Consider the following 14,775-nt stretch of genomic DNA (forward strand, 5'->3'; position numbering starts at 1 on the left):
CTACGGGTGGAGCTTATCGAGCGATTCGAGCCGATGGCCGCACGCCGCGACCGGCACGGCACAATGTCCTTCATGACGCGGATGGGTGATCTTCTCGGGCCGGATCCGGTGTTCCTGCCGGGCGATCCGGCGGCCGAGGCGGAACTGGCGGCGAATGAGAACCCGGCGATCGTCGCGGCGGCGCATCCGTCGGCGTCGGTGGCGTGGGCCCAGCTGGCCGAGGACGCGCTGGCCGCCGATCAGGCCGTCACCGCGTACGCCTACGCCCGCACCGGATACCACCGCGGCCTCGACCAGCTGCGCCGCAACGGGTGGAAGGGGTTCGGGCCGGTCCCGTACCGGCATGAACCCAACCGCGGCTTCCTGCGCTGCGTCGCCGCGCTCGCCCGGGCGGCGGAGACCATCGGCGAGACCGACGAGTACCAGCGCTGCCTGGACCTGCTCGATGACTGCGATCCATCGGCGCGGGGCGAATTCGGCTTCTAGAGGTGCCGCCGAGTTCTGCCAGAGGGTCGTCGATCGGCGGCCGGGACGACCGTGGCGTAGAACTCGGCGTGTAGGGCGGCCGCTACCAGTCGTTGCTCTCGCAGTTACAGTTGGCGGCGCCGCGCGGCGGCTCCACCTGCACCGTCGCGTGCGCCAGCCCGCGGGCGGCGAGCACCGCGCGGGCGTCGTCGAGCACCCGTGACGAGTCGGCCGACGACGTCAGGTGGGCGGTGACCACGTCCTTGCCCGGCACCAGCGTCCACACGTGCAGGTCGTGCACCTCGGTGACGCCGTCGACCGCGCACAGCGCGCTGCGCAGCTCGTCGACGTCGATGTGCGCCGGCGAGGACTCCGAGAGGATCCGCAGCGCGGAGCGGGCCAGCGCGATCGCCCGGGGCAGCACCCACAGCGCGACGAACACCGCGACCACCACGTCGGCGTACGGCCAGCTGGTGGTCAGCGTGACGATGCCGGCGATCAGCACGCCGATGCTGCCCACGGTGTCGGCGACCACCTCCATGTAGGCGCCCTTGACGGCCAGGCTCTGCTTCGAGTGCGAGCGCAGCAGCAGCACGACCGCGACGTTGGCGGCCAGGCCGGCCAGCGCCACCACGATCATCGGGACGCCCGGGATCTCCGGCGCGTCGCCGAGCCGTTCGACCGCCTCGTAGAGGATGAACACCGCCATGCACAGCAGCAGGACGGCGTTGGCGACCGCGGTGAACACCTCGGCGCGGTGCCAGCCGTAGGTGCGGGCGGGGGAGCTGCTGCCGCGCCGGGCCAGCAGGACCGCGGTCAGCCCCATGAACATCGCGACCAGGTCGGTGAGCATATGGCCGGCGTCGGCGAGCAGCGCGATCGAGTTGATCCACAGCGCGGTGACCAGTTCGACGACGAAGAAGACCGTGAGGATGCCGGCCGCGAGCAGCATGCGGCTGACGCGGGCGTCCGCCCCGTGGCTGTGATCATGACCCGCGCCCATACGCGTCAATCTATGCGCATACCCGCATATGTCAAGGCGTTGCCCCGCGAGCAGACGCAAAGTGGCCCGATTTCCAGTGTTCCAGGGCCCTTTTGCGTCTGCTCGCGCAGAGACTCAGAGCCAGGCCGACCAGAACCGCGTCAGCCCGCCGCCGAACCACACCAGCGCATCGTCGACGCCGGACAACTCGGTGAGCCAGTACACCGCGCCGAAGAACCACGCATTGAGCGCCGGGGCGAGCAGCAGGATCAGCAGGATGAAGAACCCCCACTGCTTGGCGGGTTCCAGGGCGCGCTGCGTGGCGGGGCTCAGGTGCGGTTCCAGCGCCCCGTAACCGTCCAGCCCCGGAATCGGCAGCAGGTTGAGCACGACGGCGGTCACCTGCAGGAAGCCCAGGAACGCCACCGCGGCCCAGAACACCGCATGGCCGGGGTCGTACAGCAGCCGGGTCGCGGCGAGCAGCACGACCGCCAGCACGAGGTTTGCGAACGGGCCGGCGAGGCTGACCACCGTCTTCTGCCGCGCGGTCATCCACGAGGTGCGCAGGTACACCGCACCGCCGGGCAGCCCGATGCCACCGAGCGCGATGAACAGCACCGGCAGCCCGAGCGAGAGCATCGGATGGGAGTACTTCAGCGGGTTGAGCGTGAGATAGCCGCGCATCTCGACGTCGCGGTCGCCGCACCGCCAGGCGGTGAACGCGTGACCGAACTCGTGCAGCGACAGCGACACCAGCCAGCCCGCGATGACGAACACGAACACCCCGGCGTACGCGAGCGGCTGCACCGTATCGGCGGCCAGCCAGGCCGCCACCCCGCCGGCGACGGTGATCGCCACGGCGGCGAGGAACACGGGGCTCGGCCGCACCGACTGGCGCAGCGGGCGGATGCTCACGACGCAACGTTACCGGCGGAGGCGGTCAGCCGACCCGCAGCCAGCCCTCGGTGTGCCGGTAGAACGTCGAGCGCTTGACCTCCCGCGGGCCCTCCACGCCGTCGCGGACCACCCGCGCACCGGTGGTGCCCAGCTGCGCAGCGCGCCCCGCCACCCAGCGGCCCGGCCGGCCCCGCGCACTCAACACGGCCGCGCGCAGACCGGGCATCGCATCGGTCGGCTCGATGCGCACCCCGGCCGTCTCACCGCTGAACAGCAGCGTGTCGTCGACCACGGCCTCGCCGTGCAGCGGAGCGCCGCGCCATTCGGCGGATCCGACGATCGCGATCCCGGCGTCGTCGCGGATCAGCGGCACCCGCCGCGCCGTACCGGTCAGCGCCCGGCGCGCCTGCCACCAGGTGCGCGCGGCGGCCAGCTCCACACCGAGCCGCTCGGTGCGCATCAGCCGGCTCAGCACCAGCGCCAGGTCCGCGTCGGACCCCACCACGACCAGACGCCGGGCGGTGTCCGCGGCGGCGTCGACGTCGGCCGCACCCGCGACCTCGACGGTGTGCAGGCCGGCCAGCCGCCGCGGTGCGCGGTGCGCGCCGAAACGGAGGACGACCACGCCCGCGGCGCTGTCACCGGCTATCAAGACAACTCCTCGCTACCTGCTGGGATAGGGTGTGTCACCGGCTGCATACGTTATTTCAGGTACCTGAGCGGAGAGAGGCCATGCCGGCAATCGTGCTCATCGGCGCCCAGTGGGGCGACGAGGGCAAAGGAAAGGCCACCGATCTACTCGGCGGCCGCGTGCAGTGGGTGGTGCGGTATCAGGGCGGCAACAACGCCGGCCACACCGTCGTCCTGCCCACGGGCGAGAACTTCGCCCTTCACCTCATCCCGTCGGGGATCCTCACCCCGGGGGTCACCAACGTCATCGGCAACGGTGTCGTGGTCGACCCGGGTGTGTTGCTCACCGAGCTCAAGGGCCTCGAGGACCGCGGCGTCGACACCGAGCGGCTGTTGATCTCCGCCGACGCGCATCTGCTGATGCCCTACCACGTCGCGATCGACAAGGTCGTGGAGCGCTGGGCGGGTAGCAAGAAGATCGGCACCACCGGCCGCGGCATCGGGCCCTGCTACCAGGACAAGATCGCCCGCATCGGCATCCGCGTCGCCGACGTGCTCGACCCGGTGCAGCTGGCCGAGAAGATCGAGGCCGCACTGGAACTCAAGAACCAGATGCTGGTCAAGATCTACAACCGCAAGGCGCTCGACCCCGCCGAGGTGGTCGACAACCTGCTCACCCAGGCCGACGGCTTCAAACACCGCATCGCCGACGCCCGCCTGCTGCTGGGTCAGGCGCTCGAGCGGGGTGAGACGGTGCTGCTGGAAGGTTCGCAGGGCACGCTGCTCGACGTCGACCACGGCACCTATCCGTTCGTCACGTCGTCCAACCCGACCGCGGGCGGGGCGGCTGTCGGCTCCGGCATCGGGCCCACCCGGATCACCACGGTGCTGGGCATCCTCAAGGCCTACACCACCCGCGTGGGGTCGGGCCCGTTCCCCACCGAGCTGTTCGACGAGCACGGCGCCTATCTGGCCAAGACCGGCGGCGAGGTCGGGGTGACCACCGGGCGTCCGCGCCGGTGCGGCTGGTTCGACGCGGTGATCGCCCGCTACGCCACCCGGGTCAACGGCATCACCGACTACTTCCTGACCAAACTCGACGTGCTGTCCAGCCTGCAGACCGTGCCGGTGTGCGTCGGGTACACGGTGGACGGCAAGCGCACCGACGAGATGCCGATGACGCAGTCCGACATCGCCCGCGCCGAGCCGATCTACGAGGAGCTGCCCGGCTGGTGGGAGGACATCTCCGGGGCGCGCGAATTCGACGATCTGCCCGCCAAGGCGCGGGACTACGTGCTGCGGCTCGAGGAGCTCGCCGGTGCGCACGTCTCGTGCATCGGCGTCGGTCCGGGACGCGAGCAGACGATCGTCCGCCGCGACATCCTGGCGGCGCGTCCGTGACGGACCCGCACCTCGAAGACCCCGACTACGACCGCCACGGCGGCTTCCCGGCGTTCCAGCCCGCCGATCCCGGTCCCGGCTTCGGGCGGTTCCTCACCGCGATGCGCCGCGCCCAGGACCTGGCGGTGTCGGCCGATCCGGACGGCGGCACGTGGGACCGGGCGGCCGACCTGGCCGAGCAGCTGGTGACGCTGCTCGACCCGTTCGAGGCGGCCGAGGGTGTCGGCCCGGCGAACCGGGTGCCGTCACTGCCCGGTGCGGGGAGCTTGCTGATGCCGCCGTACCGGGTGACGCAGTTCGACGCCGAGGCGGTCGTCCTGACCGTGACGTTCAGCCGCTACCACGTCGGCGGCAACTCCGCGGTGCACGGCGGCGTGCTGCCACTGATGTTCGACTCCGTGTTCGGCATGGTCATCCACGCCACCGGCCGGCCGATCAGCCGCACCGGCTTCCTGCACGTCGACTACCGCAAGGTCACGCCGATCGATGTCCCGCTGACCGTGCGCGGCTGGGTCCGCGAGGCCGAGGGCCGCAAGTCGTTCGTCAACGCCGAGATGCGTGACCCGGATGGCAATCTGCTCGCCGAGGCCAACGGCCTGATGATCCGGCTGCTGCCGGGCCAGCCCTAACCCGAAGGCGCGGTTCGGACGCGCAGATGCTTGCGCGCCTCGAGCTCGTCCGCGTCGACCAGCGTGAGCATCGGCCGGCCGGGCACGCACACCATGGTGACGGCGAAGCGGCACCGGATGTCGTCGCGGTGGTTGGCATCCGAGTAGTGGATGACGTCGCCGCCCGGTTCCCAGAACGCCTCGCCGGCGTGGACGACCCTCGGCGGCTGACCTTCGAGCTCGAAGAGCATCTCGCCCTCGAGCACGATCCCGAACGCCGGTCCGCCCGGATGCCGGTGCGGGGGCGCCCCTTTACTGCCCGGGGGATAGTCAACGACGACGGTCATCACGTCGGCGCCGGCGGGAAGGGTGGGTCGGTGCACCTCCTGCACCACGGTGAAGGCGGACTCCCAGGACGGGTCATGATGCGACATCGCCTGTCTCCCTTCGTCGTTGTTCAGACGGCCGAGCCGCCGCCGTCGGCGTGCAGGACCGAGCCGGTGATGAAGCTGGCGCGCGGCGAGGCGAGAAACAGCACGGCATGGGCGATCTCCTCCGGTGCCGCGGTGCGGCCGAGCGGCAGTGACCGGCCCAGCTCCTCATTGACCTCACCCCATTCCGCCTGCACCCCTTCGGTTCTGGTGGGTCCGGGGGCGACGCTGTTGACGCGGATCCCGTGCGGGCCGAACTCCGCGGCCCAGGTGCGGGTCAGCGACTCCACCGCGGCCTTGGACGCGCTGTAGACGCCGGCGCCGGGGACGCCCTTCGATGCGACCATGGTGGTGACGTTGACGATGCTGCCGCTGCCGCGCTCCATCATTCCGGGCACCAGGCCCGCCGCGAGGAAGTACAGGCCCCGCACGTTGGTGTCGAACGTGTGCTGGAACGCGGCGGAGCCCTGGTCGACGGTGAGCGCCGCCGGGAAGCTCGCGGCGTTGTTGACCAGGATGTCGACCGGACCGGCCTGCGCGACAAGCTCGTCCACCGACCGTGAGTCGGACAGATCGGCCCGGACGAACCGCGACGCCCCGCCGAGCGTGGCGGCCGCGGCGTCGCCGCGCTGTGCGTCGCGGCCGGTGATGATCACCGTCGCGCCCTCTTGGGCCAGCAGCCGGGCGCTGGCCAGGCCGATGCCGGCGGTGCCGCCGGTGACGAGTGCGGTCGTGTTCTGCAATTCCATTGCCGCCGCGCCGTTCACGCGATGCACGAGTCGAGGCGGACCGCGGCGGGGCGCGGTGCGAGGTGGGCGAGCGCCAGGCGCATCCGCTTGCGGGCGCGCGACACCCGCGACATCACGGTGCCGATCGGGATGTCGAGGATGTCGGCGGTCTCGGCGTAGGTGTAGCCCTGCACGTCGGCGTAGAACAGCGCCTCGGCGAAGCCGGGCGGCATCGTGGCCAGCGCCGCCCTGATGTCGCCGTCGGGCAGCCCGTCGATCACCTCGGTCTCGGCCGAGCGCGGACCGCCGGGCAGCCGCCGCGCGCTGCTCGCCAGATCGCGTTCGGTGAGGTCGTCGGCCGAGACCTCGGTGACGCGGCGACCGCGGGCGTGGTGGGCGCTGACCCACCGGTTGTAGAGGATGCGGAACAGCCAGGCGCGCAGGTTGGTGCCCTCCTGGAAGGTGCGGAAACCCGCGTACGCGTGCAGCAGCGTGTCCTGCAGCAGGTCGTCGGCGTCAGCGTCGCAGCGGGTCAGCCGCCGCGCGCCGCGGGCCAGCACGTCGAAGTAGGGCTCGGCTTCGAGCGTGAAGCGGACGGCCAGGTCGTGGTCGGGCGCCGAGGGGGCGGGCGCGGTGGTGACGGTCATGATCGAACCTCCCGTGGGGTCGATGTCGAGGTGGTAGGGGCCTGATCGCCCTCGTTACCCACCCTCGTGGTCCGCGGGAGAATGCGAACCCTTGATCACCCGTGGTCTCCGTGGCCCCTTGGGGACCCCTTGACCCCGGGGTGCCTAGCCGGTGGGCGCTGTGGTGCGGAGTTGGCGGCGGGAGGTGATGCCGAGTTTGGCGAACACCTTGCGCAGGTGCCATTCGACGGTGTGGGTGCTGATGAACAGCTGTGCGCCGATCTCCTGATTGGTCAGCCCCTCGGCGGCCAGCCTCGCGATCTGCCCCTCCTGCGCGGTGAGGTCCCCGGTGCGGGTCTGCGGTGCGCGCACCTTCTCGCCGGTCGCGATGAGTTCGCGGCGGGTGCGGTCGGCGAAGGCCTTCGCCCCCATCCGCGTGAACAGCTCATGGGCCTCGGTGAGGTGCCGCCGGGCGTCGGTGCGGCGGTTGGTCCGCCGCAGCCGCTCGCCGTACAGCAGGTGCGCGCGCGCCCGGAACACCGCGACGTCGGTGCGGCCGAGCCGTTCGACCGCCTCGCCGAACAGGGCGTCGGCGTCGTCGTCGGCGGCGAGCAGGCCGCGGGCGGCGGCGAGGACACCCAACCCCCAGTCGGTGCCTGCGGCGGTGGTGCCCTCGGCCAGGCGCGCGAGCGCCCACGCCGCGCTGTCGGCGTTGCCGGTGTGTGTCGCCGCCTCGACGAGCTCGAACAGGCACCAGCCGTGGAAGCCGGGGTCGGGGTGCCGGCACACCTCCCGCGCGGCGGTGTGGGCCTCGTCGTAGCGGCCGAGCCCGTTGTGCAGGACCGCCGTGGCGTAACCACTCAGCGACAGCAGCCGCCCCTCACCGCGCGACCGGGCCTCGGCGGCGGCCGTGTCGATCAGCGGGCCGGCGTGCTCGGGGTCGCCGCGCCAGGCGGCCAGCATCACCGCGTGGTAGCGCATCGGCGCATGACGGTCGGTGGCCGCGATGATCGACGCGGACTCTTCGAGAAGCTGTTCGGCGGTGGCGAATTCGCCGGCGAGCACATGCGCCCCGGCGCGGTAGGCCAACGCGCGGGGCAAGCCGAACAGCGCACCGGTGTCGCGGGCGTACTGAACCGCGGCGGTGGACAGGGTGAGCGCGAGGGCGTCGTCCCACAGTTCATGGGCCGCGGATTCCTGCAGGATCGGGAACCCGGGCACCACGAGCCAGCGGGCGATCGCCGGGTGCCGGGATGTGGCCTGCTCACACATCAGGCCCAGCGCCCGGCGCAACGGCGCCGCGCCCGCGCTGATCCCGCCGGTGACCCACTCGACGATCCCGTGGAGGAGGTGGTCGACCGGACGCGGCAACTCGGCCACGCCCGCGAGCGCGGTGCGGGCCGCGCTCGCGGCCTGCGCCAGAGCGCCCGGCGCCGCGAAGCACCCGGCGTACATGAGCGCCGCGATGCCTTCGAGATAGCCCTCCCGGGAGGAGTAGTCGTCGACCCCCTCGAGTCGGCCGGCCGCGTCGAGCAGCGGCGCGGCGGTGTCACCGACCGGCGGTGCGCCGAACTCCCCGACCCGGCTGTGCACGAACTCCATCTGCGCCCGCAGCCGCGCGACCTTGGCGCGCTGCAGGTCCGACAGCGGCCCCAGTTCGGCGACCGCGAGCAGTTCGTGCGCTGCCGCGGGTGCGGCCGCGTCGCGTTTGGCCTGGGCTGCGGCGATCGCCCGGGCCCCGCGCAGTCCCGGATCGGCCGTCAGCGCGGTGGCGCGTTCGAGAAACGTTGCGGCGGCGGCAATTCCACCCCGGCTCTGGGCGCGTGCCGCCGAGTTCTCCAACTGTTCGGCCACCGCGTCGTCCGGTCCGGCCGCGGCCTGGGCGGCATGCCAGGCCCGCCGGTCCGGGTCGGTGTCGGCGTCGAGCACATCGGCGAGCGCGCGGTGCACCGTCCGGCGGTCGGTCAGGTCGGCCGCGCGGTAGGCGGCCGACCGCATCAGCGGGTGGTGGAAGCGCACCCGCGGACCGAAGTCGACCAGCCCGTCGGCCTCGGCGGGGGCCAGCTCGTCGACCGCGATGCCCAGCCGGCCGGCGGCGCGCAGGAACAGCGCGGTGTCGCCGAGGGGGTCGGCGGCGGCGACGAGGAGCAGACAGCGGGTGGTGTGCGGCAGAGCCTGGATGCGGGATACGAAACCCTGCTCGACCGCCGCCGCCGACGATCGCTTACCGGCGATCCAGAAGCCGCCGGCGAGCTCGGTCGACGAGACGCTGCGCGCGCCTCGAGGATGGCCAGCGGCACCCCGCGGGTCTCGGCGACGATGCGGTCCCGCACCCGCGGGTCGATGCCGCCGACCATCACCGACTCCAGCAGTTCACGCGCATCGCCGTCGGGCAGCCCACGGATCGCGAGCTCCGGCAGGTCGGCCAGCAGGGCGGGGTGGTCCCGGACGGCGAACACCAGCGCGACCGGTTCGGCCAGCAGCCGCCGGGCGATGAATCCGAGCGTCTGCACCGACACTTCGTCCAGCCACTGCGCATCGTCGACGAGGCACAGGATCGGACGCTCGTCGGCCGCGGCGGCCAGCAGGCTCAACACCGCGAGGCCGACGAGGAACCGGTCCGGTGCGGCGCCCACGGCCCGGCCGAACGCGACGTCGAGCGCGTCGCGCTGGGGCGCCGGTAGCGCGTCGAGGTGTCCGAGTAGCGGGGCGCACAGCTGCTGCAGCCCGGCGAACGCCAGCTCCATATCGGACTGCACCCCGGCGACCTGCAGCGTGCGCACCCCGGTGGCCGAACCGGCGAGGTAGTCCAGCAGCGCCGTCTTGCCGATCCCCGCCTCACCGCGCAGCACCAGGACCTGGCAACGGCCGGACCTGGTGGTGATCAGCAGCTCGTCGAGCGCCGCGCATTCCGCCGCGCGACCCCGCAGAGCGTGTTCGTGACCGGTTCCCGACATAGACACCACCGCACCGTTGTGGCTGCACCATACCGGGACCGTGGCCGGCGCGGGGCGGCACTACCCGTCGACGAACGTCACCGTCTCGGACAGCGGCGCGCGCAGCGTCCGCGGGTGGTCGACCGAGCCGTCCTCGTATCCGATCGACATGCCGCAGAACAGGATCAACTCCTCGGGCGGCGACACGATCTGCGCCACCGTCTCCCGCACCTGCGACCACGCCATCTGCGGGCAGCTGTGCAGTCCCTCACCCCGCAGCAACAGCATCACCGTCTGCAGGTACATGCCCAGATCCGCCCACTGGGGCCGGCCCAGGCTGGGGTCGATGTAGCAGAACAGGGCGGCGGGTGCGCCGAAGCAGTCCCAGTTCGCGATCGCCGCCCGCTGGCGGGCGTCCCAGTCGTCGCGGGCCACCTTCAGCGCGCTGTAGCGCTGCTTTCCGAAGGCGCTGCGCCGGTCGCGATACGGGGACCCCAGGTCGCTCGGATACATCTCGAATTGCCGGTCGTCCCAGGGGTCGCCGTTCGCGACGCGGGTGGTCGCCAGCTTCTTGAGCCGGGCCAGCGGTTCGCCGGTGACCACGAAGATCCGCCAGGGCTGCAGGTTGGACCCCGACGGCGCCCAGGCCGCCGCGGTGAGCACCCGCTCGAGAGTGGCGGTGGGCACGGGGCGGTCGGTGAACGCCCGCACCGACCGCCGCGAGGTGACTGCCTCGTAGACGTTCATCGCCTGTGCCTTCTGAGTTGTCAGGCGCCGGCGGTCTCGAGGATCCAGTCCTCGAACCGCGTGTCGAATAGGGTGGCACCGGGGCCGGGCACCAGGGTCCGGTCGTCGATGTCCACGCCCCAGTACCCCGCCTGCGGATCGGCGACCACCTGACGGGTGTCGCGGCGGGCGGCGAGCGCGGTGCGGATCAGGTCCGGCAGCCGGTGGGCCTGCGGGCCGCCGATCTCGACGATGCCGTTGACCGGGGCGTTGACCGCGGCGATCGCGACGCCTCGGGCGACGTCCGCGCCGGCCATCGGCTGGAAGAAGGCGGGCGTGATGCGCACGGTGTCACCGTCGGTCGCCGCATCGGCCAGGGTGTCGACGAACTCGAAGAACTGCGTCGCGTGCACGATGGTGTAGGGGATCGGACCGTCGGCGATCATGTGCTCCTGCAGCAGTTTCGCCTGGAAGTACCCGCTCTGGGCGGCGAGACGGTCGGTGCCGACGACCGACAGCGCGACGTGATGCCCGACGCCGGCAGCCTGCTCCGCGGTCAGCAGATTCGTTGTGGTGACCCGGAAGAAGTCCTTCGCGGCGTCGTCGAGCGTCGGCGAGTTCGACACGTCGACCACCACCGAGGCGCCGGTGAGGACGTCGGCGAGTCCCTCACCGGTGAAGGTGTCGACCCCCGTCGAGGGGGCGGCGGGGACGGCGTCGTGACCGCGTTCGGCCAACGTGCGCACCAACTTCGAACCGATCCGACCGGTTCCACCGATGACGACGATCTTCATCATGAGCCTTTCCGTTGTCCTGTGACAGCTTCCTGCCCGCCAGAACTCGGAACGGCTCGGGAAGTCATCCCGGCGCTTCCCGATGTGTCAGTCGATGATCCGCAGCGCCGACGCGGGACACAGCCGGACGGCCTCGCGGGCGCGGTCCTGTTCGGCGTCGGGCACGGGGTCGGCCAGCAGTTCGACGATGCCGTCGTCGTCCTGGTCGAACACCTCCGGCGCCGACATCACACAATTGCCCGCGCTGATGCAAAGGTCGCGATCCGCGTCGATCCTCATCGCCTCACCACCTGACCATCAGCGAGCGAAGGCCGTAGATGAAGTGGAAGGACCGGAACTGCACGTCCTCGAACGGCTCGGCCAGCGCGAGGTCCGGGAACCGCCGCAGCAGCGCGGGATAGGCGATGCGCATCTCCATCCGGGCCAGCGGGGCGCCCAGACAGTGGTGCACGCCGTGCCCGAACGCCAGATGGCCCGGGGCGCCGCGGGTGATGTCGAGCCGTTCGGGTGCGTCGACGAACTCGGGGTCGCGGTTGGCCGAGGGCAGCGACACGAACACCAGCTGGTGGGCGGGGATGGGCACGCCGGCCACCTCGACCTCGGTGGTGGTGATGCGGGGGATTCCGCTGTGCACGATGGACAGCCAGCGCAGCAGTTCCTCGACGGCCGGTCCGACGGCGTCCGGATCGTCGCGCACGGCGGCGAGCTGATCGGGATGGCGCAGCAGCGCCAGCACGCCGAGGCCGAGCATGTTCGAGGTGGTCTCGTGCCCGGCCAACAGCAGCAGCCCGGCGACGCCGACGAGTTCGTCGTCGGACAGCTCGTCGCCGTGTTCGCGGATCAGCATGCCGAGGATGTCCTCGCCCGGTGCGCGGCGGGCACGCTCGACCAGCGAGAGCATGTAGTCGCGGCCCTGGCGGGCCAGTTCCAGGCGCTCCGGGATCGGGATGGACAGGTCGAGCTGGCGGGCGCTGCGGCGTTGGAAGTCCGCGCGATCCGCATAGGGCACCCCGAGCAGTTCGCAGATCACCAGCGATGGGATGGGCAGCGCGAAGCTCTCGACCAGATCGGCCGGTGCCCCGTGGGCGGCCATGGCGTCGAGGTGTTCGTCGACGATCGCGACGATGCGCGGCTCGAGCCGTTTGATGCGGCGCAGCGTGAACTCGGGGGTGAGCATGCGGCGCAGCCGCTGGTGGTCCGGCGGGTCGAGGCCGAGCAGGTTGCCCGCCCGGGCGCGCTGCTGATCCTCGTCGGTGGTCGGCGGGGCGCCGGGGACGACGAAACCCGGTGGGCGTTCGTTGGAGAACCGGGCGTGGTCGGCCAGCACCGCCTTGACGTCCTCGTGGCGGGTCACCAGGTACACGTCCATTCCGAACGCGTTCTTGGTGACGCGCACCCCCTCGGACTCCCGGATCTCCCGGAGTTCGGCGGTCGGGTCGAAGCCGTCGCGCCTCATGTGCATCGGGGGTAGGGCGGGAGCCTGCGTCATACCTACCGAACGTACGCGCGCGCTCGTTGGTGCCCGTCAGTTCGGCGAACGCAGTGCCGGCCACCAGAATCGGGGTCCGATAAGCGTCACCAGCGCCGGGATGATCACCGTGCGGACCAGGAAGGTGTCGAGCAGGATGCCCAGGCCGACGATGATGCCGAGCTGGGTGAGCACGATCAGCGGCAGCACCCCGAGCACGCAGAACACCGCGGCCAGCACGATGCCGGCGCTGGTGATCACCGCGCCGGTCGCCGACACCGCCCGCACGATGCCCTGCCGGGTCCCGTGTTCCGGGGTCTCCTCGCGCGCCCGGGTGACCAGGAAGATCGTGTAGTCCACGCCGAGTGCCACCAGGAACAGGAATGCGAACAGCGGCGTCGAACTGTCGAGGGCCGGGAAGCCGAACACGTGCACGCTGGCCCAGCCGCCGAGGCCGAGCGCGGCCAGCGCGCTGAGCACTGTGACGCCGACCAGGATGAGCGGCGCGAGCGCGGCACGCAGCAGGACGTACAGCACCGCCAGCACCACGGCCAGGATCGCCGGGATGACGACCAACCGGTCGCGCGCCGCCGCGGCGCTGATGTCGCGGGCCTGGGCGTCCGACCCGCCGACCAGAGCGGACGGGTCGGCCGCGCGGACCGCCGCCCGCAGGTCGTCGACGGTCGCGAAGGCCTGTTCGGACGCCGGTTCGGCGGCCAGCACCACCGACCACTGCGTCAGCCCGCCCGGTGAGGTGCCCGCCGGTGTCGCCGACACGACGCCGTCGGTGTCGGTGATCGCGCGCGTCACCTCCGGTGCCCGGTCGGTGGCGGCGATGACGCGGGTGGGGTCGGTCAGCCCGCCGGGGAAGTGTGCGGCCAATGTCTCGTAACCCGTGACCGATTCGGCCTGCACGCGGAACTGTTCGGTCTGCGACAACCCGATCGGCGTGAACACCAGCCCGGTGCACAGCAGCGCCAGCGCGCCGATCGACACGACCGCGACGCGGGCCGGGCGGCGGGCCACCCCGTCGGCGATGCGGTGCCACACCCCGGTGTCGGTCAGCGCGGCGCCGCCGGTCCGCGGGATGAACGGCCAGAACAGCTTCTTGCCGAACAGCGCGAGCAGGGGCGGCAACACCAGCAGCACGAACACCGCCGCCACCACCAGGCCGGCGGCGGCCTGCACCCCGAGGCTGCGGGTGCTCGGCGCCGCCGCGAGCACCAGCGTCAGCAGCGCGAGCACCACGGTGGCGTTGCTGGCCAGGATGGCGGGTCCGGCCGCGCGCGTGGCGGTCGCGAGTGCGGTCCGGTGATCGTCATTGCGCGCCAACTCCTCTCGGTACCGCGAGATGAGCAGCAGCGCGTAGTTGGTGCCCGCCCCGAAGACGAGCACGCTGGTGATGCCCGACGTCGACCCGTCGGGGGACAGGCCCACGGCCTCGGCAACGGCGGTGCCCAGCACGGCGGCCACGCGGTCGGCGAACCCGATCACTGCCAGCGGTACCAGCCACAGCACCGGTGAGCGGTAGGTGACGATCAGCAGCAGCGCCACCACCGCTGCGGTCACCGCGAGCAGCGTGACGTTGGCGCCGGAGAACGAGTTCGCGATGTCCGCGCCGAACGCGGGGCCACCGGTCACCTCGGCCCGCAGGCCGGCCGGCAGTCCGTCGGCGGCCGCCGCGCGCACGCTCTTCACCGCGTCGTTGAGCGCGAATCCGGACAGGTCCGCGTCGAGTGGCACGGTGGCCACCGCCGCCTCACCGTCCTCGGACACCACCGTGGGGGGACCTGCCGGCGCACTGTCCGCGGCGGTCAGCATGCGCTGGCGCGCCGCGTCGGTGGCCGCGATGTCGGCCGGGCTCAGCCGGGCGCCGTCGGTGCGGGTGACGACGAGGATCACCGGCGCCCGATCACCGCCCGGGAAGTCGGCCCGCAGCGCGGTGACCCGCGCCGACTCCGCGTCGGCGGGCACCGACACCGGCGACTGGGAGTCGGCGTCCCCACCGCCGAGCAGACCCAGCACGCCGCCGGACACGACCACGATCAGCAGTGCCACCACCCAGGAGAACCGTCCGGACATG

At 71.9% G+C, this 14,775-nt stretch carries 14 protein-coding genes and 1 pseudogene; 3 read left to right on the forward strand and 12 right to left on the reverse strand.

Going from position 1 to position 14,775, the window contains the following annotated elements:
- The first annotated feature begins 72 nt into the window (after positions 1 to 72).
- Positions 73 to 486 (forward strand): DUF3151 domain-containing protein, encoded by a 414-nt coding sequence (locus E4P42_RS09235; protein WP_135125394.1) that lies wholly within the window; start codon positions 73 to 75, stop codon positions 484 to 486.
- A gap of 82 nt (positions 487 to 568) precedes the next feature.
- On the opposite strand, the gene E4P42_RS09240 is transcribed toward E4P42_RS09235, so the two are convergent.
- The 3 genes from E4P42_RS09240 to E4P42_RS09250 form a co-directional block, all read right to left on the reverse strand.
- Positions 569 to 1,468 (reverse strand): cation diffusion facilitator family transporter, encoded by a 900-nt coding sequence (locus tag E4P42_RS09240; protein ID WP_135125396.1) that lies wholly within the window; start codon positions 1,466 to 1,468, stop codon positions 569 to 571.
- A 114-nt stretch (positions 1,469 to 1,582) separates the two neighbouring features.
- Positions 1,583 to 2,362, reverse strand: coding sequence for a site-2 protease family protein (locus E4P42_RS09245; RefSeq protein WP_135125398.1), 780 nt, complete (start codon positions 2,360 to 2,362; stop codon positions 1,583 to 1,585).
- A 25-nt stretch (positions 2,363 to 2,387) separates the two neighbouring features.
- A complete protein-coding gene (locus E4P42_RS09250) occupies positions 2,388 to 2,996 on the reverse strand; it encodes a peptidase M50 (RefSeq protein ID WP_135125400.1) in 609 nt (202 codons plus the stop codon).
- An 80-nt stretch (positions 2,997 to 3,076) separates the two neighbouring features.
- Here E4P42_RS09250 and E4P42_RS09255 point away from each other — a divergent pair, with 80 nt between their 5' ends.
- Together E4P42_RS09255 and E4P42_RS09260 are read left to right on the forward strand one after the other, a co-directional pair.
- Entirely contained in the window at positions 3,077 to 4,375 is a 1,299-nt protein-coding gene (locus E4P42_RS09255) for an adenylosuccinate synthase (RefSeq protein ID WP_135125402.1), read from the forward strand.
- A complete protein-coding gene (locus tag E4P42_RS09260; RefSeq protein WP_135125404.1) occupies positions 4,372 to 5,004 on the forward strand; it encodes a PaaI family thioesterase in 633 nt (210 codons plus the stop codon). Before E4P42_RS09255 ends, E4P42_RS09260 begins: the two co-directional genes overlap by 4 nt.
- Here the strand turns inward: E4P42_RS09260 and E4P42_RS09265 are convergent.
- From E4P42_RS09265 to E4P42_RS09305, 9 genes and pseudogenes are all read right to left on the reverse strand, one after another.
- On the reverse strand, positions 5,001 to 5,417 hold the full coding sequence (locus E4P42_RS09265) for a cupin domain-containing protein (RefSeq protein WP_135125406.1): 417 nt from the start codon (positions 5,415 to 5,417) through the stop codon (positions 5,001 to 5,003). The two genes, E4P42_RS09260 and E4P42_RS09265, sit on opposite strands and share 4 nt — an antisense overlap.
- A 23-nt stretch (positions 5,418 to 5,440) precedes the next feature.
- Entirely contained in the window at positions 5,441 to 6,163 is a 723-nt protein-coding gene (locus E4P42_RS09270) for an SDR family NAD(P)-dependent oxidoreductase (protein WP_135125408.1), read from the reverse strand.
- A 14-nt stretch (positions 6,164 to 6,177) separates the two neighbouring features.
- Positions 6,178 to 6,789 carry a sigma-70 family RNA polymerase sigma factor gene (locus E4P42_RS09275; protein WP_135125410.1) on the reverse strand — a complete coding sequence of 204 codons (612 nt, stop codon included), beginning with the start codon at positions 6,787 to 6,789 and terminating at the stop codon, positions 6,178 to 6,180.
- Positions 6,790 to 6,933: 144 nt separating this feature from the next.
- Positions 6,934 to 9,725: pseudogene (locus tag E4P42_RS09280) on the reverse strand (AAA family ATPase).
- Between the two features lie 60 nt (positions 9,726 to 9,785).
- Positions 9,786 to 10,451, reverse strand: coding sequence for a nitroreductase (locus E4P42_RS09285; RefSeq protein WP_135125412.1), 666 nt, complete (start codon positions 10,449 to 10,451; stop codon positions 9,786 to 9,788).
- 20 nt (positions 10,452 to 10,471) lie between these two features.
- On the reverse strand, positions 10,472 to 11,224 hold the full coding sequence (locus E4P42_RS09290) for an SDR family oxidoreductase (protein ID WP_135125628.1): 753 nt from the start codon (positions 11,222 to 11,224) through the stop codon (positions 10,472 to 10,474).
- Positions 11,225 to 11,311: 87 nt separating this feature from the next.
- Positions 11,312 to 11,503 (reverse strand): ferredoxin, encoded by a 192-nt coding sequence (locus tag E4P42_RS09295; RefSeq protein WP_135125414.1) that lies wholly within the window; start codon positions 11,501 to 11,503, stop codon positions 11,312 to 11,314.
- Between the two features lie 4 nt (positions 11,504 to 11,507).
- The gene (locus E4P42_RS09300) at positions 11,508 to 12,713 is read right to left on the reverse strand and encodes a cytochrome P450 (protein WP_135125416.1); all 1,206 of its coding nucleotides are present in this window, start codon (positions 12,711 to 12,713) and stop codon (positions 11,508 to 11,510) included.
- 36 nt (positions 12,714 to 12,749) lie between these two features.
- On the reverse strand, positions 12,750 to 14,774 hold the full coding sequence (locus tag E4P42_RS09305; protein ID WP_135125418.1) for an MMPL family transporter: 2,025 nt from the start codon (positions 14,772 to 14,774) through the stop codon (positions 12,750 to 12,752).
- Position 14,775 lies beyond the last annotated feature (1 nt).

Origin of the sequence: Mycobacterium sp. PS03-16, from assembly GCF_004570325.1 — a bacterium.
Lineage (GTDB): Bacteria > Actinomycetota > Actinomycetes > Mycobacteriales > Mycobacteriaceae > Mycobacterium.